The sequence below is a fragment of the Sphingomonas sp. 1F27F7B genome (assembly GCF_005503355.1).
GTDB lineage: Bacteria > Pseudomonadota > Alphaproteobacteria > Sphingomonadales > Sphingomonadaceae > Sphingomonas.
The window spans coordinates 99,740-117,677 of the sequence record NZ_SCMK01000002.1 but is presented as its reverse complement, the minus strand read 5'-3'; the positions used below and the strand labels follow the sequence as shown (position 1 = coordinate 117,677).

The window sequence follows — 17,938 nt, the reverse complement described above, 5'->3', positions numbered from 1 at the left end:
TTAGGCACCCCGGGATTCGCGCGCAACCTCAGGCTTTGCGGGCGAGCCTCGCGATGAAGAACCCGTCCAACCCGCCGGCATCGCCGAGCGTTCCGGGGAGCAGGCGGAGACTCCCGTCGTCGCGGGGGGCGACGCCGCGCGGCAGCTCCTCCGGCCGGACGGGGGCGAGGGCATAGTCGCGCCGCGCAGCGAGGAACGCCGCCAGCTGCATCTCGCCTTCCTCGGGCTCGAGCGAGCAGGTCGAGAAGACGAGCGTGCCGCCCGGCCGCACCCAGTCCGCCGCGCGAGCGAGCAGCCGGCCCTGCAGCTCGGCCATCTCGGCGATCAGGCGCGGCCGGACGCGGTGGAGCACGTCGGGATGGCGGCGGAAGATGCCGGTGGCACTGCACGGCGCATCGAGCAGGACCGCATCGACCGGCGCATCGGGAGCCCAGCCGAGCAGGTCGGCGGCGACCACTTCGGCGCGCAGCCCGGTGCGCTCCAGATTCTCGTGAAGTCGCGCGAGACGACTTTCCGAGATGTCGACCGCAGTCACCCGCCAGCCGGCGGCGGCGAGCTGGAGCGTCTTGCCCCCGGGCGCGGCGCACAGGTCGAGCACGGTGCCGTCGCCCCTGCCGACCAGCCGGGCGGGCAGCGAGGCGGCGAGATCCTGCACCCACCAATCGCCCTCGGCATAGCCGGGGAGCATCGCCACCGCGCCCTTCTCGTCCAGGCGGAGGTGCCCGGCGATCAGGCTGGCGCCGGGCAGGTCGGGCGCGATCGCGGGATCGCGCAGCGTCAGGTCGAGCGGCGGCGGCACCGCGATGGCGCGCTCGGCATCCTCGATCACCTGGTCGCCCCAGGCGGCATGCCAGCGCAGCGCCACTGCGTCGGGCAGGGTCGGCGGCTCGGGCAGCGTCGCGCCCTGGCGGACCAGCGTGCCGAACACGCCATGGACCAGCTTGCGCGGCCCGCCGTCGACGAGCGGCAGCACGGTGGCGATCGCGGCATGGCCCGGCGTGCCGAGCGCGAGCGCCTGGACGAGCGCGATGCGCAGGGCGAAGCGCGCCTTGGCGTCGTCGGGCAGGCGCTGCTTCGTCGCCGAATCGATCAGCGCGTCAAGATCGGGGAGCCGGCGCAGCACTTCGGCGGCGATGGCATGGGCGAGGCCGCGATCATTGGGCGCAAGGCCCTGCGCGGCGGAGTCGAGCGCCTGTTCCAGTGCCAGCCCGCGGCGGAGCACCGCATCGAGCAGCTTGAGCGCGGCACGGCGCGTGGGCACGCCGGGAGCATCGGGCGTCTGGCGGGGGGAATGGCGGCGCGGCGGCTTCACTTGACCTCGGCGATGGGAAGGACGATCTGCTGCCTATGGCCCAGCGCCCCGCAAATGTGAAACCGCCCGCGTATCTGACGCCGAGCCCGCCGCTGCCGAAGCCCGAGCCGGCCCGGGGAAAGCCCGATGCGCTCGACCCGACTCGCTATGGCGATTGGGAGCGCAAGGGCATCGCCGTCGATTTCTAGTCCCGCAACGCCGCGAGCAGCTTGAGCACCGTGTTCCAGTTGCGCCCGGTATTGCCCTGGGCCAGCCTGGCCTTCTGCATCGCGGGAACCAGGGTCGAGCGGCCCTGGCCCTCGGGGAAATCGGTGAACAGCTCGCGGCCGACCACCGCCATGCGCTCGGGGCCGTCATGGCTCTCCGCCAGCCGGTCGATCGCCGCTTGGTCCGGCGCCGCGCGGTGGAAGGTGACGAGGAGAAAACTGGGCCGCGCCTTCGCTTCCTCGGGAAAGGGATTGGCCTCGACCAGCGTTTCGAGATCGGCGCAGTTGCGCACGAACACTTCAGACTTGAGGCCGGTGGCCCGCTCCAGCGCCGCGTGGAGATCGCGCTCGATGGCCTCGGGCGCCGCGTCGCCGGCCTCGAACACGACATTGCCCGAGGCGAGGATCGGCCTGACCGCAGTAAAGCCCATGCCCTCGACCACGGCCTTGAGCTCCGCCGACTTGAGCTGGCGCTTGCCCAGGTTGATGCCCCGGAGCATCGCCGCCCACTTCATTGCAGTTCCTCCCGCAGGGGGCGGCTGAGCAGTTCCTCGATCACCCGGGCGACGGGCGCGCCCTCGAGCAGCGCGTTGACCGCGCGGGTGACGGGCATGTCCACGCCGGCGTCGCGCGCGGCTTCGCGCAGGACAGGCGCAGTGAAGGCGCCTTCCGCCACCGTCTTGCGGTCGGCCATCAGCGCCGCGGCCGGCTTCCCCTGGCCGAGCCCCAGGCCAAGAGAGAAGTTGCGCGAATTGGTGGAGGAACAGGTGAGGACCAGGTCGCCCAGGCCCGACAGGCCGGTGAGCGTCTCCGCCTGGGCGCCGCGGGCCAGGCCGAAGCGCGTCATCTCGGCAAAGCCCCGGGCGATCAGCGCGGCGCGGGCGTTGAGGCCCAGGCCGGCACCCTCCACCACCCCGCAGGCGATGGCGAGGACGTTCTTGACCGCCCCGCCGATCTCCGCCCCCACCAGGTCGGCCGAGCCATAGGTGCGGAAGGCAGGCCCCGCCAGCCGCTCGGCCAGGCGTGCCCGCAGCCCCTCGTCCCCGCAGGCCAGGGTGACGGCGGTGGGTTTGCCGGCCGCGACTTCATGGGCAAAGGTGGGACCTGAGAGCACTGCGAGCGGCGCCCGGGGGGCGACCTGGTGCGCCACTTCTCCCACCAGCAGCTTGGTGCCGGCCTCGATCCCCTTGGCGCAGAGGACCAGCGGCATGTCGCCGACCGGCGTCTCGGACAGGACGGCGCGGACATGCTGGGCCGGGGCCACCACGAGCAACGCTTCCATATCCGCAAGGTCACGAAGGTCACGCGTGGCGCGGATACTCGGGCTGAGCGATACCTGCGGGAGGAATATATCGTTCCGGTGGCGGAGGTTCACGCTCTCCACCACCTGCGCCTCGCGCGCCCAGAGCAGCACCTCCTCGCTGCCGCCCCGCGCCGCGACCTGGGCCAGGGCCGTGCCCCAGGCGCCGCCGCCGATCACCCCTATCCTCATGCCTTCACTCCCGCGCCGCGAACCTTCTCCGCATCCGGATCGAGCGGCCAGCGCGCCCGCGCCGGCGTGTCGAGCGGATCGCTGAACCCCGCCAGGAACCGCTCGGCCCCCGCCCAGCCGATCATCGCCGCATTGTCAGTGCAGAGCCAGAGCGGCGGCGCGACGAAGCGCATGCCTGCTTCCGCGGCCAATCGTTCCAGAGCACCGCGCACCGACCGGTTCGCGGCGACGCCGCCCGCCACCACCAGCGCCGTCGCCTCCACCTTCGCCATCGCCCGGCGGGTGCGATCGACCAGGCAATCGACCACCGCCTGCTGGAAGGACGCCGCGATATCCTCGACGCCGAAGAGCCCGGCCTTGCGCGCCACGTCGCTCTTCAGTCCCGCGAAGGAGAAATGCGGTTCCGCCGAGCCGAGCAGCGGGCGCGGCAGCGGCACCGCCCGGGGATCGCCGCGCGCCGCCGCTTCCTCCACCGCGGGACCACCGGGAAAGCCGAGGCCCAGCATCTTGGCGGTCTTGTCGAACGCTTCGCCCGCGGCATCGTCGATCGTGGTGGCGAGGCGCCGGTAGCGGCCCACCCCCTCGACGAGCAGCAGCTGGCAATGGCCGCCCGAGACCAGCAGCAGCAGATAGGGAAAGGCGAGATCCGGATCGGTGAGCCGCGGCGACAGCGCATGCCCCTCGAGATGATTGACCGCCACCAGCGGCTTGCCCCCCGCCAGCGCCAGCGCCTTGCCGGCGACCAGGCCGACCATCACGCCGCCGATCAGCCCCGGCCCGGCAGTAGCGGCGACGGCGTCGACATCGGCGAGCGTCACGCCGGCTTCGGCAAAGGCGCCTTCGATCAGCGGGCCGATCGCTTCGACATGCGCGCGCGCCGCGATCTCGGGCACCACGCCGCCATAGGGCCGGTGCGCAGCTTCCTGGCGCGCCAGCTTGTGCGCCAGCACCCGCCGGTCGGTGGTGACCAGCGCGGCGGCAGTTTCGTCGCAACTCGATTCGAGGCCGAGGATCAGGGCCATGTCGTTCGTTTCATACTCCGTTGTGTGCGCATCTAGGGTGTCGGGCGACGATTGTCGAAGTTCGGGCGGCTTTTGGTTCACGCGGAGACGCGGAGGCGCGGAGAAGAAAAGAGGGAGATAGGGCCACTGCGCCGCCGGTTGCCCCATCTCCGCGCCTCCGTGCGAACATCGGCGTCCGCTTCGACAAGCGGCGACCAAGCCGGTAAGGCAGCGGACATGGCCGTTTTCAAACTGGGTACCCGGGGCTCGCCGCTCGCGCTGACACAGGCGGAGATGGTGCGCGACGCGCTCGCCGCCGCGCACAAGCGGCCCGCGACCGACTTCGAGATCGTCGTGATCCGCACCACCGGCGACAAGGTGCAGGACCGCCCGCTCGCCGAGATCGGCGGCAAGGCGCTGTGGACCAAGGAGCTCGACCGCGCGCTGCTCGCCGGCGAGATCGACGCTTCGGTCCATTCGATGAAGGATGTCGAGACCTTGCGTCCCGATATGATCGCCATCGCCGCGATGCTGCCCCGCGCCGATGTGCGCGACCGGCTGGTCGGCGCCCCGTCGATCGCGGCGATCCCGCAGGGCGGCGTGCTGGGCACCAGTTCGCCGCGCCGGGCCGCGCAGATCCGGCGGCTGCGCCCCGACCTGTCGACCGTGCTGTTCCGCGGCAATGTCGACACCCGGCTGGCCAGGCTGGCGCAGGGCGAGGCCGATGCGACCCTGCTCGCCGCCGCCGGGCTGATCCGGCTCGGCCGTCATGACGTCGGCGCGCCGATCCCCACCAACATCCTCCTGCCCGCACCAGCCCAGGGCGCCGTGGGCATCGAGGTCCGCGCCGACGATGCCCGTGCCCGCGAGCTGCTGCGCGCGATCGACCATGTCGAGACCCATGGCTGCATCGCCGCCGAGCGCGCGCTGCTGGCGGCGCTCAAGGCCGGCTGCCACTCGCCCGTCGCCGCGCTGGCGACGATCGCGGGCGGCATCCTGACGCTCGAGGCCGAGCTGCTTTCGGAAGACGGCGCCGCCCATGTCCATGGCGCGATCGAAGGCGCGCCGCTCGACCATGCGCTGCCCGCCGCGCTCGCCCGCGACCTGCTGGCGCGCGCGCCGGCGGCGGTGCGCCGATTGTTCGAGGGGTGAGCCGCCCGATCGCCGTGCTCCGGCCCGAGCCCGGCAACGGCGCGACCGCCGCGGCGATCGAAGCGGCCGGGCGGACGGCGATCCGCCTGCCCCTGTTCGCCGCCGGGCCGGTCGCCTGGCGCGCGCCCGATCCCCTGGCATTCGACGCGCTGCTGCTGACCAGCGCCAATGCCCTGCGCCATGGCGGGCCGCAGCTGGCGGCGCTGCGCGGCCTGCCGGTGCATGCGGTGGGCGGCGTGACCGCCGAGGCGGCGCGGCGCGCCGGCTTCGCCATCGCCCATGCCGGCACCGGGGACGCAGCCGCGCTGTTGGCCGCCGCCGAAGCCATGGGCGTGCACCGGGCGCTGCTGCTCGGCGGCCGTGCGCGGATGCTCGACGCCGGCGGCATCGTCACCCAGGCGATCACTGTCTATGCCAGCGAGCCACTGGCTGTCGCCCCCGGACAGGCGGCGCGACTGGACGGCGCGATCGCGCTCGTCCAGTCCGCCCGGGCCGGCGCCCGGCTCGCCGAGCTGGTGCCGCCCGAGCGCCGCGCGACCATCGGCATCGCCGCGATCAGCGCCCGCGCGGCCGCCGCGGCCGGCCCGGGCTGGCGCCGCGTCGAGATCGCCGCGGACATGCAGGCGGACACGCTGATCGCCCTCGCCGTGCAGCTCGCCGATTGACCGGGCCGGGCCGCGCGGCGATTAAGGGCCCCATGAGCGACGAGACCTTCGCGCCCGCGGCGCCGCGCGTGCCCTGGTGGCGCAGCGCCAGCCTGATCGGCACGATCGCCTTCGCCGGCGGCATCGGCGTGACCATCGCTGCCGTCGGGCTGGCCGGCGGCCTTTCGCCGCGCGCGCCCGCGCCGGTGCCCCTGCCCTCTCCCAGCGCCAGCGCGCAGCCGGCGATCCCGGCGCTGCCGCCTGGCACCGACCTCGCCACGCTCAGCGCCCGCGAGACGCAGCTGGCCGGCAAGCTCGATCAGATCGAGCTGCGCCTGCGCGACGCCGATGGCAGCGCGCGCAACGCCGCTTCCTATGCGACGCGGGCGGAGCGGATGATGATCGTCCTCGCGACGCGCCGTGCGCTCGAGCGCGGCCAGCCGCTGGGGCCGCTCGAGGGCCAGCTCAAGCAGCGTTTCGGCGAGCATGACGGCGACGCCGTCGCCGCGATCCTGCGCGCCGCCGCCCAGCCGGTTACGCTCGAGGACCTGCGGCTGGCGCTCGACACGCTGGGCCCGCGCCTTGCCAGCGATCCGAACGACAGCCTGTGGAACCGGGTGCGCCGGATGCTGGGCGACCTGGTGGTCCTGCGCCAGGCCGACACGCCGAGCCCGCTGCCCGCCGAGCGGCTGCGCCGCGCCCGCCGCGCGCTCGACCGCGGCGATGTCGAGGCGGCGCTCGCCGAAGTCGCCCATATGCCCGGCGTCGCGGTCGCCGAGAGCTGGACCGGCGCCGCCCGCCGCTATGTCGCAGCCCGTGCCGGGCTCGCCGAGATCGAGCGCGCCGCGATGGACGTGCCGCCGGCCGCCCGGCAGACGGGATAGCCGCACCGCATACCCCATGCCGCCATCCCGACGCGCGCCCGGAACCGGAGCCGTTAAGCGGGACGGCGGAGCAACGCCCGGCCCTGGCCGGGCCGACGAGAGAAGGACGAGGAAATGGCAGAGATGGGCCGGTTCGACTGGTCGGACCCCTTCGGGCTCGATGCGCAGCTGACCGACGAGGAGCGGATGGTCCAGAGCGCCGCGCGCGACTATGCGCAGGGCGAGCTGCTGCCGCGCGTCACCAGCGCCTATCTGGAGGAGCGGTTCGACCGCGAGATCATGGCCGAGATGGGCGCGCTGGGCCTGCTCGGCGCGACGATCCCCGAAGCCTATGGCGGTGCCGGGCTGGGCTATGTCTCCTACGGGCTGGTCGCGCGCGAAGTGGAGCGCGTCGATTCGGGCTATCGCTCGGCGATGTCGGTGCAGAGCTCGCTCGTGATGCACCCGATCAACGCCTATGGCACCGAGGCGCAGAAGCGGAAATATCTCCCCAGGCTCGCCACCGGCGAATGGGTGGGCTGTTTCGGCCTGACCGAGCCCGATGCCGGCTCCGATCCCGGCGGCATGCGCACCCGCGCGGCGAAGATCGACGGCGGCTATCGCCTGACCGGCTCCAAGATGTGGATCACCAATTCGCCGATCGCCGACGTGTTCGTCGTCTGGGCGAAGAGCGAGGCGCATGGCGGCGGCATCAAGGGCTTCGTGCTGGAAAAGGGCATGAAGGGACTGTCGGCGCCGAAGATCGAGGGCAAGCTCTCGCTGCGCGCCAGCATCACCGGCGAGATCGTGATGGACGGGGTGGAAGTGAGCGAGGATGCGCTGCTGCCCGAGGTGCAGGGACTGAAGGGGCCGTTCGGCTGCCTCAACCGCGCGCGCTACGGCATCGCCTGGGGCAGCATGGGCGCGGCCGAGGCCTGCATGCACGCCGCCCGGCAATATACGCTCGACCGCGCCCAGTTCGGCAAGCCGCTGGCGGCGAACCAGCTGGTGCAGCTCAAGCTCGCCAACATGCAGACCGAGATCGCGCTCGGGCTCCAGGCGGCGCTGCGCGCGGGCCGGATGTTCGACGAGGGGATACTCGCTCCGGAAGCGATCAGCATCATCAAGCGCAACAATTGCGGCAAGGCGCTCGACATCGCCCGGGTCGCGCGCGACATGCATGGCGGCAACGGCATCTCGGCCGAATTCCATGTGATGCGCCACGCGATCAACCTCGAGACCGTCAACACCTATGAAGGCACCCATGACGTCCATGGCCTGATCCTGGGCCGCGCGATCACCGGGATCGCGGCGTTCTGATGGCGCCCGAACGGCAGCCGGTGCTGGAAAGCGCGCTGGTGGTGCTGCGCCCCAGCACGCCGGCGGACTGGGAGGCGCTGTACGCAGTCGCCTCCGATCCGCTCGTCTGGGAAGTGCATCCGGCGCATGACCGGTGGCAGGAACCGGTGTTCCGCGCCTATTTCGACGCCGGCATCGCCAGCGGCGGGGCGCTGACCATCCTCGACCGGGCGACCGGCACGGTGATCGGCTCGTCGCGCTTCGACAATTGGGACGAAGCGGCCGACGAGATCGAGATCGGCTGGACCTATCTGGCCCGCGCCTATTGGGGCGGCGTCTATAATCGCGAGATCAAGCGGCTGATGCTGGCGCACATCCATCGGTTCGTGCGCACCGCAGTGTTCACCGTGGGCGTGGGGAATCTGCGCTCGCGCCGGGCAATGGAGAAGATCGGCGGCGTGGCGCGGCCAGGCACGGTCGACCGGATGATGGCGGGCGAGATGAAGCCGCATCTGATCTACGAGATCCATCGTCCATGAAGCCGCTGGCCGGAATCAGGGTCGTTGAGCTGGCGCGGATCCTCGCCGGGCCCTGGTGCGGGCAGCTGCTCGCCGATCTGGGCGCCGAAGTGGTGAAGATCGAACGGCCGGGCGAAGGCGACGACACCCGGCATTGGGGGCCGCCCTTCCTCCACGATGCCGAGGGCGAAAATCGCGACGCTGCCTATTTCCACGCCTGCAATCGCGGCAAGGAGAGCCGGGCGATCGACATCGCCACGCCCGAGGGACAGGCGGCGGTGCATGCGCTGGTGGCGGACGCCGATGTGGTGATCGAGAACTACAAGGTCGGCGGGCTGGTGAAATACGGGCTCGACGCGGCGTCGCTGCGGGCGCGCCATCCCCGGCTGATCGTCTGCTCGATCACCGGCTTCGGCCAGACCGGGCCCTATGCGCCGCGCGCCGGCTATGACTTCATCATCCAGGGCATGGGCGGCTTCATGTCGCTGACCGGCGAGCCCGACGGTGCGCCGCAAAAGGCCGGCATCGCCTATGCCGACATCTTCACCGGCGTCTATTCGGCGGTGGCGATCCTCGCGGCGCTGCGGCGGCGCGACGTGACCGGCGCGGGCGCGCATATCGACATGGCGCTGCTCGACACCCAGGTGGGCGTGCTCGCCAACCAGGCGCTCAATTGGATGGCATCGGGCAAGGTGCCGCACCGGATGGGCAACGGCCACGCCAATCTGGTGCCCTATCAGGCGTTCCAGGCGCGGGACGGCGAGCTGATCATCGCGGTGGGCAATGATTCGCAGTTCCGCAAGCTGTGCGGGGTGCTGGGGCTCGACTATTGCGCCGATCCGCGCTTCGCGACCAATCCCCAGCGCGTGGTCAACCGCGCGGCGCTGATCCCGCCGCTCGAGGCGGCGATCCGGCAATGGGCGAAGGCGGACCTCTACGAGGCGCTGGAGGCCGAGGGCGTGCCGGCGGGGCCGATCAACCGGGTCGACGAAGTCTTCGCGGATCCGCAGGTGGTGGCGCGCGGGATGCGGATCGCGCCGGAGGGCGTGCCGGGCATCGCCGCGCCGATCATGATCGACGGCGAGCGCATGGCCGCCGACAAGGCGAGCCCCCGGCGCCCGCGATAGGCGCGCCACGGAAAAGGGGCGGCTCCTCGCGGAACCGCCCCCTTGCTGATCCCCGGCAGGATCAGAAGTTGACCTTGGCACCCACGGTGAAGCGGCGGCCATAGATATTGTCGCCGGCCTGGACCGGATTGTAGAGATACGCGCCATAGGTGACCGGATCGACGCCTGGCAGGCGATCGAACAGGTTGAGCACGTTCGCATAGATGGTGAACCGGTCCGCGACCTTGGCGGTCGCGTTCAGGTCGAACGTGATGTAGCTCTTCACTCGGCAGCCCGTGTACGCGGGCGACGGCGCCAGGCCGCAATCCTCATACGCATTGCCCTGGTCCATCGCCGAGAGATTATAGCCCGACGTGTAGTTGACCGTGCCGGTAAGGGCATAGTCGCCGATCGCGAAGCTGTTCATCCAGCTGCCCCGCCAGCGGAACGTGCCGGTGCCCGCCGTCAGGTTGAAGTTGCCGAGCGTATCGACATAGGTCTGGCGCGTGCCGTCGGGCAGCGTGGTGCTGAGCTCGAGCATGAGCGTCGCGTCGAGATTGCTCGTCCAGGTCACGTCACCGAAGCGGAAACGTCCGTTCGCGGCGAAGTCGATGCCTTCCGCCTTTTGCGTGTTGGCGTTGACATAGTGCGACTGGACATAGGCCACGCGCGGCAGCGCCCCCGGGTGGGCCGGATCCGCCGCGTCGGGGATGATCGTGTAGCCGGCCGGGATCGGATTGCCGGCATAATAGGCCTGAAGCGCCAGCCCGGAGGAAAGCGACGTGATCGCGTCGGTCTTCTTGATGTTGAAATAGTCGACGCTCAGCGAGACGTTGCGGATCGGCTGGAAGACGGCGCCCAGCGTGATGCTGCGCGACTTCTCCGGCTTCAGGTCGGGCGAGGCGAGCGTGGTCTGGCCATAGCTCGCCGTGCGCAGATATTGCGGGCAGGCGGTGCTGAAGGTCGCGACCGAGCAACCATATTGCGCCAGATACGCATCGTTGAACAGGCCGGCCGAGTTGGTGACATAGCCCGTGGTCGGCAACGCGTTCGCCTCGCCGAAGCTGGGGATGCGGAAACCGCGGGACCAGTTGCCGCGCAGCGTCAGCATCTCGAAGGGCTTGATCTTCGCGCCGACCTTCGGCGAGAAATTGCTCTGGCCGGTCGAATAATGGTCGTAGCGGCCCGACGCGTTGAGCTCGAGGAACTCGAACACCGGCACGCTCAGCTCGCCGAACGCCGAGGTGACCGTGCGGTGCCCCTCGGTGCCGAACGCGTTGATCGTGAAGTAACGCTGGGTCGGCCCGTTGATGTCGCTGTTCGCCGAGGGCGAATCGACCGCTTCGTAGAAGAGCGAGCCGCCCACCGCGAGCTGGACCGGACCGCCCGGAAGCTGGAACAGCGCTTTGCTCACGCTCGCCTGGACCTGATAGAGATCCGACGACGCATCGGTGTTGAGCGTCGGCGCCAGATAGTTCTGTATCGCCGCGCTGTTGGCCGAGGGATTGACGAAATTATACGTACCGTCGGCGATCACGTCGAGCAGGTGCTGGATATAGATATAGCCGCTGGACGTACGGCGCAGATCCGTGTGCATCGCCGTCGCGTCGATCTTGTAGTTCCAGTCGTCGCCGAAGCTGCCCTTGATGCCCGCGGCGGCGCGATACACGCGGCTGCGCGTCTCGTCATAGCGGGTGATGTTGGGCATGCCGCCGATCAGCAGCGCCGTCTGGCCCGAAGCCGCGAACGGATTGTTCGGGTTGAGCGTGCCGTTGGCCGCGGTGCAATTCACGCGCGCGGCGCAGACATAGACCGGGAGCGTCAGCGCCCCCGAACCCGGCGCGAAGCTCGGGCCGCTGCCGCGGGTCGAATAGGGCGGATAATAGATGCCCGCCGGCGCATTGGCGTAGATCGACGACGGCAGCCCCGAATATTGGCTGCGCGACTGCTGGAAGTTGAGCTCCAGATAGGCCTCGGTCGAATCGCCGAACGTCTTGGCGACATGTGCCGTCACGCCGAAACGGTCGATCTGCGGCGCGACCACGCCGTAGCGATTGGTCATGTCCTGCTGGCACATCGACGTGGGCACCAGGCCACTGGCCGCCTGCTGCGCCGCCGTGGTCTGGATCAGCGTGCCATTGGCGCAGCCGCCGCCGAGCAGCTGGTAGCGGCCGCCCGAGCCCGGCGCGACATAGAGGTTCGAGCCGGCGGAAGTCGTCCCGAAATTGTCGCCGTTGATCAGGTTGTTCGGCCCGCCGATCCCGGTCTGGTCGTCCGAGTTGAACGGATAGGGCAGGTCGCGGGTGCTGACTGCATCGGCGTGATAGTAGAAGCCGCTGATATAGGCGTTGAACCCGTCGCGATCGAGGTCGCCGGTACCGGCGGTGACCGAGAGGCGCTGGGTCGCCGCGATGCCGTCCTGCGAGACGCCGGCCTCGGCCCGGGCGGAGAGGCCGGTGAAGCTGCGCTTGGTGATGATGTTCACCACGCCCGCGATCGCATCGGCGCCGTAGCTCGACGACGCACCGTCCTTCAGCACTTCGACTCGGTCGACGATGTCGTCGGGAATGGTGTTGAGATCGACGAAGTTGCGGGTCGCGTCGTCGGCGAGCGGATAATAGGCCGCGCGCAGGCCGTCGAACAGCACCAGCGTCGAATTGGTCGTCAGGCCGCGCAGCGAGATGCCCGACGCGCCGCCGGCGAACGCGCCATTGGCGGAGAAGCTGTTGGTGAGCGTGGGCCCGTTATTGGCGGCAAGGCGCTGCAGACCATCCTGAACGGTGCTGATGCCGCGCTGGTCGAGCGATTCCGCGGTGACGGTGGTCACCGGCGACGTTGTGACGCGGGTCGCGAACAGCGAACCGGTGACGACGATCTCGGCGTCCTCGGCCGGCGCGGCCTGGCCCTGGCTGGGAGTGGGCGTGGAGGTGGGGGCGGTGTCCTGCGCGAAGGCGGGGACGGCGAGGAGGCTGGTGGCCAGGGACAGCGCCGAGAGCGCGGTCCCCGCACGAAGCGTGCGAGCGATGTTACGCGTGAACATGATACCCTTTTCCTACCTGCCCCGCGCAAATATTGCGCAGGGTGTGAGCCGGCACATGCCTGAACAGCAAGTGCTTGCATCGGGATGAGAGCGGCGGATTCGCGCGTAAAGCACCGAAGATACGGGATCAGCTTTTGATTTGGGTCTGTATCCCGAAAGGCACGCATCTTTACTGATATGTGTCTGCCAAGTTGCAAGACTGCAAACTTGTGTCGGAACCTCTCAGATTACGTCCGATTCGGAGGATCTCGCCACCGGATCGGTGGTGCGCGTCCGGATGCGCTAACCGATTCGACGGATCAGTTCCCGCGCCGCGGCGGGTGCCCGCACCTTGCCGCCATGGATGAAGAATAGGAAGGTTTCGCGTAGCACCGTCGGCGGGTCCTGGTCCTCGACATAGGGCAGGCCCTCCGGCCGCCCGCCCGAGGCCCAGGTCCTGGCCGCCGCGGTCCAGCGCGGAAGCGCGGCTTCGGGATAGCAGAAGGGATTGTCGTCCTCGCCCGCCTCGAGCCGGGCATAGACGAAGTCGCCAGTCACGTCGGCGATCGCGGGATATTGCGGCGAATCGGCATAGACGATCGCGACGCCGGCCTTGCGGCACAGCGCGACGAATTCCGGAACCGCGAAGCTCTCGTGGCGGACCTGCACGGCGTGGCGCAGCGTCACGCCCTCGTGCGTGCGCGGCAGCAGATCGAGAAAGGCGCCGAAATCGACGGCATCGAATTTCTTGGTGGCCATGAACTGCCACATCAGCGGCCCCAGCCGGTCCCCCAGCGCCACCACGCCCTGGCCGACGAACTTCGCCACCGATTCGCCGGCATCGGCCAGCACCTTGCGATTGGTGCAGAAGCGCGAGCCTTTCACTGCAAAGACGAAGCCGTCGGGCACGGTCTTCGCCCAGCCCTCGAACGTCGCCGGCTTGAAGCTGGAATAATAGGTGCCGTTGATCTCGATCGCAGTCAGCTGGCGCGAGGCGTATTCCAACTCCTTCTTCTGGCTGAGTCCCTGCGGATAGAAAGTCCCGCGCCAGGGCTCGAAGGTCCAGCCGCCGATGCCGACTCGAATGGGTGCCGTGCTCATGCGCCCGACCCTAGCGGCTCCGTGCCGCACCGCCAGTCCGAAGGCTGCGGCCAAAACGGGTCAGCGCACCCGTGACCAGGTCTGCGACTTGCAGATGATCCCGAACAGCACGCAGCCCCTGCCGACCATCTTGTCGCCGTCCTGGAACTGGAGCGTGCCCGAGAAGGTCTGGCGGAGATCCGGCACGAAGACCTTGCCGCTCCACTTGCCGGGGCCGGCGGGCTTGAGATCGCGGAACAGGCGGGTGCCGACCAGTTGTTCGGTGCCGCCGCTCCGGGCGTCGGCGATCGCCTCTTCGTTTGCCCAGGTGACCGTCCCGCAGATCGCGCCGCCGCATTGATCGATGCGGACATGGACGCTGTTGTCGGGATTGCGCCACACGCTGGCGATCGGCACGTCCGATGAGGCGGCCGCCGATGCAGGCACGGCGAACGCCGAAGAAAATGCGAGCGCGGGCAGAATCGCCCCGAGGAACCTACCGAACATGGTGCCGCTTGTCGGAGTTGAAACCTGTACCCGCGCTGAAGTGAGCGCCGGCGGGCGGGCGCGAACCTGCTTAATCGGCGATGGCCGAGGCGGTCCCGGTTTCCTGGAGAGTGCCGGAAATCCGGCAGGAAACGCTGGAGCGGGCGAAGGGATTCGAACCCTCGACCCCGACCTTGGCAAGGTCGTGCTCTACCCCTGAGCTACGCCCGCTCTGGCGTTTTGGCCCGGGCGATCAGCGCACCGGGCGGGTGAGGCGCGGCCACTAGCACCGGCTTTGGGGGTCGGCAACCCCATGCGCGCAACTTTTTTAAAGGCTTGGCGCCTGACGCGCGAAAGCCCACATATCGCCGCGAACCACGAAGCATCTTTTCAGGAGCACCCGCCTTGGCCACGCTAGGACTCACCCCCGCGGAGAAGGAAGCCGTCGACGCATTCCGCCGCGACGTCGTCGAGCCCTCGATGACCAGCCTGGTCATCATCGATTTCTGGGCGGAATGGTGCGGCCCCTGCAAGGCGCTGGCACCGATCCTCGAGAAGGTCGCCGCCGACTATGCCGGCAAGGGCGTGATTCTCGCCAAGGTCGATGTCGACGCGAACCAGTTCATCGCGAACCAGTTCCAGGTCCGCTCGATCCCGACCGTCTATGCCATGTTCCAGGGCCAGCTGGTCGCCGACCTTTCCTCGGCACGCACCGAATCGCAGCTGCGCACGATGCTCGACCAGATCCTCCGCCAGATTCCGGTGCAGAGCGCCGAATCGCAGGCGGAGGCCGAGCTCGCCCCGTTGATCGCGATGGCCGAGCAGGCGCTGGCCGAAGGCGAAGCCGAGCACGCGCTCGCGCTTTTCGAGCAGATCGCCGATCTGGCGCCCGACCACTCCCAGATCATCGCCGGCCGCGCGCGGGCGCTCCTGGCGCTGGGACGGGTCGACGAAGCCGAGGCGATGCTCGCCACGCTGCCCGAGGACGCCAAGGGCGCCGAGATAGAGCAGGCCCGCGCCGCGATCGCGCTGGCCAGGGAAGCCAGGCCGGTGGACGATCTGAGCCGCATCGAGGCGCTGGCGGCGACCGGCGACATGGACGCGCGCTACGAGCTGGCGGGCGGCCAGATGGCGAAGGGCGACCATGAAGCCGCGGCCGCGACGCTGCTCGGCATGATTCGCGACGATCGCGACTGGAACGAAGGCGCGGCACGCCAGCGCCTGCTCAAGCTGTTCGAGGCAGTGGGCCTGGAAGACCCATGGGTCGCCATGCAGCGCCGCAGGCTTTCGGCGATCCTGTTCGGATGATTCCGGGCGGGCCGATAACGCGCCTCTCGGTGTTTCCGCTGGGCGGCGCGTTGCTTTTCCCGCGCATGCATCTGCCGCTGCACATCTTCGAGCCGCGCTACCGGGCGATGGTCTCGGACGCGCTCGTGCGCGACCGGCGGATCGGGATGATCCAGCCCCGCGCCTCGGGCGATTCGCCGCCGCTGTTCGCGATCGGCTGTGTCGGCCGCATCGCCGAGGTCGAGGCGCTGGACGACGGGCGCTTCGACATCGTGCTGGAGGGGCTGGCGCGCTTCACCGTGGTGCGCGAGCTCGACGTCACGACGCCGTTCCGCCAGGTCGAGGCCGCGCTGGAGCAGGCCGGCGACATCGAAGTGCTCGCCATGGCCGAGCGCGCCGCGCTGGAGATCGAATCGCGGCGCTTCGCCGAAGGGCTGGGCTATGCGGTCGACTGGGAGGCGGTGAGCCGGCTCGACGACGAATCGCTGGTCAACGGCATCGCCCAGATCGCGCCGTTCGACGTGGCTTCGAAACAGGCGCTGCTGGAAGCCGACACGCTCGCCGAGCGATCGGAGCTGATCGTCCAGCTGATGCAGTTCTTCGGCCGCCACGACGGGGATGAGGCGGGCACGCTGCAATAGGGGCGCGGCAACAGCCATGGAGTCGCTACGTGTTCCCCGGCGAAGGCCGGGGCCCAGTCGCAACCCAGTCAAGACGGCGCGAGGTGCTCGAACAGGTCCTCCCATTCGGGGTTGAGCCCCTCGATCTCGCGCAACTTCCACGCTCGTTGCCACTTCTTCATCTGCAGCTCGCGGTGGCGCGCCGCGTCGAGGCTTTCATAGGCCTGGTACCAGACCAGCAACTTGCAGCCATGTTCGCGAGCGAACCCGGGAACGGCACCGTTGCGATGTTCCCAAGCACGCTTCGGCAGATCGGACGTGACGCCCAGATAAATTGTGCCGTTACGGCGATTCGCCATGATGTAGAGGAAGCCGCGTCTTTCCATTTCAGGCTCCTCCGCAACTGGGCCCCGGCCTTCGCCGGGGAACCCGGAGGGCTAGGTTGGGGGCTCATGGAAATCAGATATTTGGTGCGTTCTCAACTTAAGCCGTCATCCCCTGGAGCAGCTTCGGCACGTCGCCGCTCTCGCCCCGCGCCTCGGCCATGAACCAGTGCTTGAGCGGCGGCAGCCTGTCCACCGCCGAAAGGCCGAAGCGACGGACCGCGCTCGCGGTCTTGCCGGGGATGCCGAACAGGCGCGTGAGCCCGTCGGTGGCGGCGGCGACCATGAAAGTGTCGAGCCCGCGCCAGCGCTGGTAGCGCGCGAGCAGCTGCGGATCGCCCATGTCGAGCCCCAGCCGCCTGCCGTCGACCAGCACCTCGACCAGCGTGGCGACGTCGCGAAAGCCGACGTTCACGCCCTGCCCGGCGATCGGATGGATGCCATGCGCCGCATCGCCGACCAGCGCGAGCCGGTCGGCGGTGATCCAGGCGGCATGATGGAAGCCCAGCGGATGGCTGAAGCGCGCGGTGAGCGGACCGAGCTTGCCCAGGAACCCGCCCATGCGCTTCTCCGCCTCGGCCAGATAGGCGCGCTCGGAGATCTTCATCATGCCGGCGGCATCGCGGGCATGAACCGTCCACACCACCGCCGAGCGATGGCCATTCTCGTCGTCGGGCAGCGGCAGGATCGCGAAGGGGCCGGTGGGATAGAAGATCTCGAAGGCGATGTTCTCGTGGCTGCGCGCATGGCCGAGCGTGGCGACCATCGCGGCATGGTCGTAGCTCCAGCGCGCGGTGTTGAGCCCGGCGGCTTCGCGAGTCGGGGAATTGCGGCCCTCGGCCCCCACCAGCAACTGGGCGTGGACGGTGGTGCCATCGTCGAGCAGGGCGGAGACGCCGAATTCGCCCCGCTCCACGCGCAGCGCGCGGGTCTGCATCCGCACGTCCGCCAGCGGCGCGGCGACCGCCGCTTCGTACAGGGCGGTGCGCAGGATGCGGTTCTCGAACATGTGGCCGAGCGCACCCTCGCCTTCGCCGGGTGCGAAATCGAGCTTGCCGGGATCGAGCCCGTCCGAGACGCGGATGCCGGCGATCGGGCAGCCCTTGCCCGCCAGGCGCGACGCGACGCCGATCGCCTCGAACATGCGCATCGGCGCGCTGGCGATCGCCGAGGCGCGGCCGTCGTGCCGGGCGGCGAGGATCTCCGCCGGATCGGCGGGATCGACCACAATCGAGGAAATGCCGTGCGCAGCGAGCGCGGTGGCCAGCGCCGAGCCGACCAGCCCGCCGCCGAGGATGAGGACATCTGCGCGATCCATGTGCGTGCCGTAGCGCGTGGAACAGGCTCCGTCATCCCCACCAAGCCACGATCGCCCAACGCCCGCGCCGACATTCCCACGGTTCCGGCGCAGGCCGGGGCCCAGCTGCGATGCCGTTCGAGAGGTTTGACCGTCCCAACCAATTGCGTCGA

The 17,938-nt window shown here is 69.7% G+C and carries 18 protein-coding genes and 1 tRNA gene; 9 read left to right on the top strand and 10 right to left on the bottom strand.

What is annotated here, in order from left to right:
* Positions 1-28: 28 nt before the first annotated feature.
* Positions 29-1,312, bottom strand: a complete 1,284-nt coding sequence (locus tag FFS08_RS02305; protein ID WP_249341088.1) for an RsmB/NOP family class I SAM-dependent RNA methyltransferase — start codon at positions 1,310-1,312, stop codon at positions 29-31.
* Positions 1,313-1,347: 35 nt separating this feature from the next.
* On the opposite strand from FFS08_RS02305, the gene FFS08_RS02300 reads away from it, so the two are divergent.
* Complete coding sequence (locus FFS08_RS02300; RefSeq protein ID WP_137862794.1) at positions 1,348-1,500, top strand: DUF1674 domain-containing protein; 153 nt, start codon at positions 1,348-1,350, stop codon at positions 1,498-1,500.
* Here FFS08_RS02300 and FFS08_RS02295 read toward each other — a convergent pair.
* The 3 genes from FFS08_RS02295 to tsaD are packed head-to-tail and all read right to left on the bottom strand — an operon-like array spanning position 1,497 to position 4,032.
* The gene (locus tag FFS08_RS02295) at positions 1,497-2,033 is read right to left on the bottom strand and encodes a DUF1697 domain-containing protein (RefSeq protein ID WP_137862795.1); all 537 of its coding nucleotides are present in this window, start codon (positions 2,031-2,033) and stop codon (positions 1,497-1,499) included. The genes FFS08_RS02300 and FFS08_RS02295 overlap by 4 nt on opposite strands.
* Positions 2,030-3,010 carry an NAD(P)H-dependent glycerol-3-phosphate dehydrogenase gene (locus FFS08_RS02290; RefSeq protein ID WP_137862796.1) on the bottom strand — a complete coding sequence of 327 codons (981 nt, stop codon included), beginning with the start codon at positions 3,008-3,010 and terminating at the stop codon, positions 2,030-2,032. Before FFS08_RS02290 ends, FFS08_RS02295 begins: the two co-directional genes overlap by 4 nt.
* Positions 3,007-4,032 carry a tRNA (adenosine(37)-N6)-threonylcarbamoyltransferase complex transferase subunit TsaD gene (gene tsaD, locus FFS08_RS02285; RefSeq protein ID WP_137862797.1) on the bottom strand — a complete coding sequence of 342 codons (1,026 nt, stop codon included), beginning with the start codon at positions 4,030-4,032 and terminating at the stop codon, positions 3,007-3,009. Before tsaD ends, FFS08_RS02290 begins: the two co-directional genes overlap by 4 nt.
* 216 nt (positions 4,033-4,248) lie before the next feature.
* Here tsaD and hemC point away from each other — a divergent pair, with 216 nt between their 5' ends.
* The 6 genes from hemC to FFS08_RS02255 all read left to right on the top strand — a co-directional run bounded on the left by hemC (position 4,249) and on the right by FFS08_RS02255 (position 9,614).
* A complete protein-coding gene (gene hemC, locus FFS08_RS02280) occupies positions 4,249-5,163 on the top strand; it encodes a hydroxymethylbilane synthase (RefSeq protein WP_137862798.1) in 915 nt (304 codons plus the stop codon).
* Positions 5,160-5,828 carry a uroporphyrinogen-III synthase gene (locus FFS08_RS02275; protein ID WP_137862799.1) on the top strand — a complete coding sequence of 223 codons (669 nt, stop codon included), beginning with the start codon at positions 5,160-5,162 and terminating at the stop codon, positions 5,826-5,828. The genes hemC and FFS08_RS02275 overlap by 4 nt, the downstream gene beginning before the upstream one ends.
* A gap of 32 nt (positions 5,829-5,860) precedes the next feature.
* Complete coding sequence (locus FFS08_RS23355) at positions 5,861-6,691, top strand: hypothetical protein (RefSeq protein WP_171012427.1); 831 nt, start codon at positions 5,861-5,863, stop codon at positions 6,689-6,691.
* Positions 6,692-6,805: 114 nt separating this feature from the next.
* Positions 6,806-7,990 carry an acyl-CoA dehydrogenase gene (locus FFS08_RS02265; RefSeq protein WP_137862800.1) on the top strand — a complete coding sequence of 395 codons (1,185 nt, stop codon included), beginning with the start codon at positions 6,806-6,808 and terminating at the stop codon, positions 7,988-7,990.
* Positions 7,990-8,508, top strand: coding sequence for a GNAT family N-acetyltransferase (locus FFS08_RS02260; protein ID WP_137862801.1), 519 nt, complete (start codon positions 7,990-7,992; stop codon positions 8,506-8,508). The genes FFS08_RS02265 and FFS08_RS02260 overlap by 1 nt, the downstream gene beginning before the upstream one ends.
* A complete protein-coding gene (locus tag FFS08_RS02255) occupies positions 8,505-9,614 on the top strand; it encodes a CaiB/BaiF CoA transferase family protein (protein WP_137862802.1) in 1,110 nt (369 codons plus the stop codon). The genes FFS08_RS02260 and FFS08_RS02255 overlap by 4 nt, the downstream gene beginning before the upstream one ends.
* A gap of 61 nt (positions 9,615-9,675) precedes the next feature.
* Here the strand turns inward: FFS08_RS02255 and FFS08_RS02250 are convergent, their stop codons facing one another.
* The 4 genes from FFS08_RS02250 to FFS08_RS02235 form a co-directional block, all read right to left on the bottom strand.
* Positions 9,676-12,633, bottom strand: coding sequence for a TonB-dependent receptor domain-containing protein (locus FFS08_RS02250; RefSeq protein WP_137862803.1), 2,958 nt, complete (start codon positions 12,631-12,633; stop codon positions 9,676-9,678).
* Between the two features lie 282 nt (positions 12,634-12,915).
* On the bottom strand, positions 12,916-13,713 hold the full coding sequence (locus FFS08_RS02245) for a DUF72 domain-containing protein (RefSeq protein ID WP_137862804.1): 798 nt from the start codon (positions 13,711-13,713) through the stop codon (positions 12,916-12,918).
* 60 nt (positions 13,714-13,773) lie between these two features.
* The gene (locus tag FFS08_RS02240) at positions 13,774-14,199 is read right to left on the bottom strand and encodes a DUF2147 domain-containing protein (protein WP_137862805.1); all 426 of its coding nucleotides are present in this window, start codon (positions 14,197-14,199) and stop codon (positions 13,774-13,776) included.
* 135 nt (positions 14,200-14,334) lie between these two features.
* A tRNA-Gly gene (locus FFS08_RS02235) sits at positions 14,335-14,409 on the bottom strand.
* Positions 14,410-14,583: 174 nt separating this feature from the next.
* On the opposite strand from FFS08_RS02235, the gene FFS08_RS02230 reads away from it, so the two are divergent.
* On the top strand, positions 14,584-15,486 hold the full coding sequence (locus FFS08_RS02230) for a tetratricopeptide repeat protein (RefSeq protein ID WP_137862806.1): 903 nt from the start codon (positions 14,584-14,586) through the stop codon (positions 15,484-15,486).
* Positions 15,483-16,106 carry an LON peptidase substrate-binding domain-containing protein gene (locus FFS08_RS02225; protein ID WP_137862908.1) on the top strand — a complete coding sequence of 208 codons (624 nt, stop codon included), beginning with the start codon at positions 15,483-15,485 and terminating at the stop codon, positions 16,104-16,106. The genes FFS08_RS02230 and FFS08_RS02225 overlap by 4 nt, the downstream gene beginning before the upstream one ends.
* Before the next feature lie 68 nt (positions 16,107-16,174).
* Here the strand turns inward: FFS08_RS02225 and FFS08_RS02220 are convergent, their stop codons facing one another.
* Together FFS08_RS02220 and FFS08_RS02215 are read right to left on the bottom strand one after the other, a co-directional pair.
* On the bottom strand, positions 16,175-16,471 hold the full coding sequence (locus FFS08_RS02220; protein WP_137862807.1) for a GIY-YIG nuclease family protein: 297 nt from the start codon (positions 16,469-16,471) through the stop codon (positions 16,175-16,177).
* A 97-nt stretch (positions 16,472-16,568) separates the two neighbouring features.
* On the bottom strand, positions 16,569-17,786 hold the full coding sequence (locus FFS08_RS02215) for a UbiH/UbiF/VisC/COQ6 family ubiquinone biosynthesis hydroxylase (protein ID WP_137862808.1): 1,218 nt from the start codon (positions 17,784-17,786) through the stop codon (positions 16,569-16,571).
* Positions 17,787-17,938 lie beyond the last annotated feature (152 nt).

Bases quoted from the DNA above. Each gene is read 5' to 3' on its own strand.
- FFS08_RS02265 (WP_137862800.1), top strand. From the start codon at position 6,806: ATGGCAGAGATGGGCCGGTTCGACTGGTCGGACCCCTTCGGGCTCGAT.
- FFS08_RS02215 (WP_137862808.1), bottom strand. From the start codon at position 17,786: ATGGATCGCGCAGATGTCCTCATCCTCGGCGGCGGGCTGGTCGGCTCG.
- FFS08_RS02240 (WP_137862805.1), bottom strand. From the start codon at position 14,199: ATGTTCGGTAGGTTCCTCGGGGCGATTCTGCCCGCGCTCGCATTTTCT.
- FFS08_RS23355 (WP_171012427.1), top strand. From the start codon at position 5,861: ATGAGCGACGAGACCTTCGCGCCCGCGGCGCCGCGCGTGCCCTGGTGG.
- FFS08_RS02255 (WP_137862802.1), top strand. From the start codon at position 8,505: ATGAAGCCGCTGGCCGGAATCAGGGTCGTTGAGCTGGCGCGGATCCTC.
- FFS08_RS02260 (WP_137862801.1), top strand. From the start codon at position 7,990: ATGGCGCCCGAACGGCAGCCGGTGCTGGAAAGCGCGCTGGTGGTGCTG.
- tsaD (WP_137862797.1), bottom strand. From the start codon at position 4,032: ATGGCCCTGATCCTCGGCCTCGAATCGAGTTGCGACGAAACTGCCGCC.
- FFS08_RS02250 (WP_137862803.1), bottom strand. From the start codon at position 12,633: ATGTTCACGCGTAACATCGCTCGCACGCTTCGTGCGGGGACCGCGCTC.
- FFS08_RS02225 (WP_137862908.1), top strand. From the start codon at position 15,483: ATGATTCCGGGCGGGCCGATAACGCGCCTCTCGGTGTTTCCGCTGGGC.
- FFS08_RS02295 (WP_137862795.1), bottom strand. From the start codon at position 2,033: ATGAAGTGGGCGGCGATGCTCCGGGGCATCAACCTGGGCAAGCGCCAG.
- hemC (WP_137862798.1), top strand. From the start codon at position 4,249: ATGGCCGTTTTCAAACTGGGTACCCGGGGCTCGCCGCTCGCGCTGACA.
- FFS08_RS02220 (WP_137862807.1), bottom strand. From the start codon at position 16,471: ATGGAAAGACGCGGCTTCCTCTACATCATGGCGAATCGCCGTAACGGC.
- FFS08_RS02290 (WP_137862796.1), bottom strand. From the start codon at position 3,010: ATGAGGATAGGGGTGATCGGCGGCGGCGCCTGGGGCACGGCCCTGGCC.
- FFS08_RS02300 (WP_137862794.1), top strand. From the start codon at position 1,348: ATGGCCCAGCGCCCCGCAAATGTGAAACCGCCCGCGTATCTGACGCCG.
- FFS08_RS02245 (WP_137862804.1), bottom strand. From the start codon at position 13,713: ATGAGCACGGCACCCATTCGAGTCGGCATCGGCGGCTGGACCTTCGAG.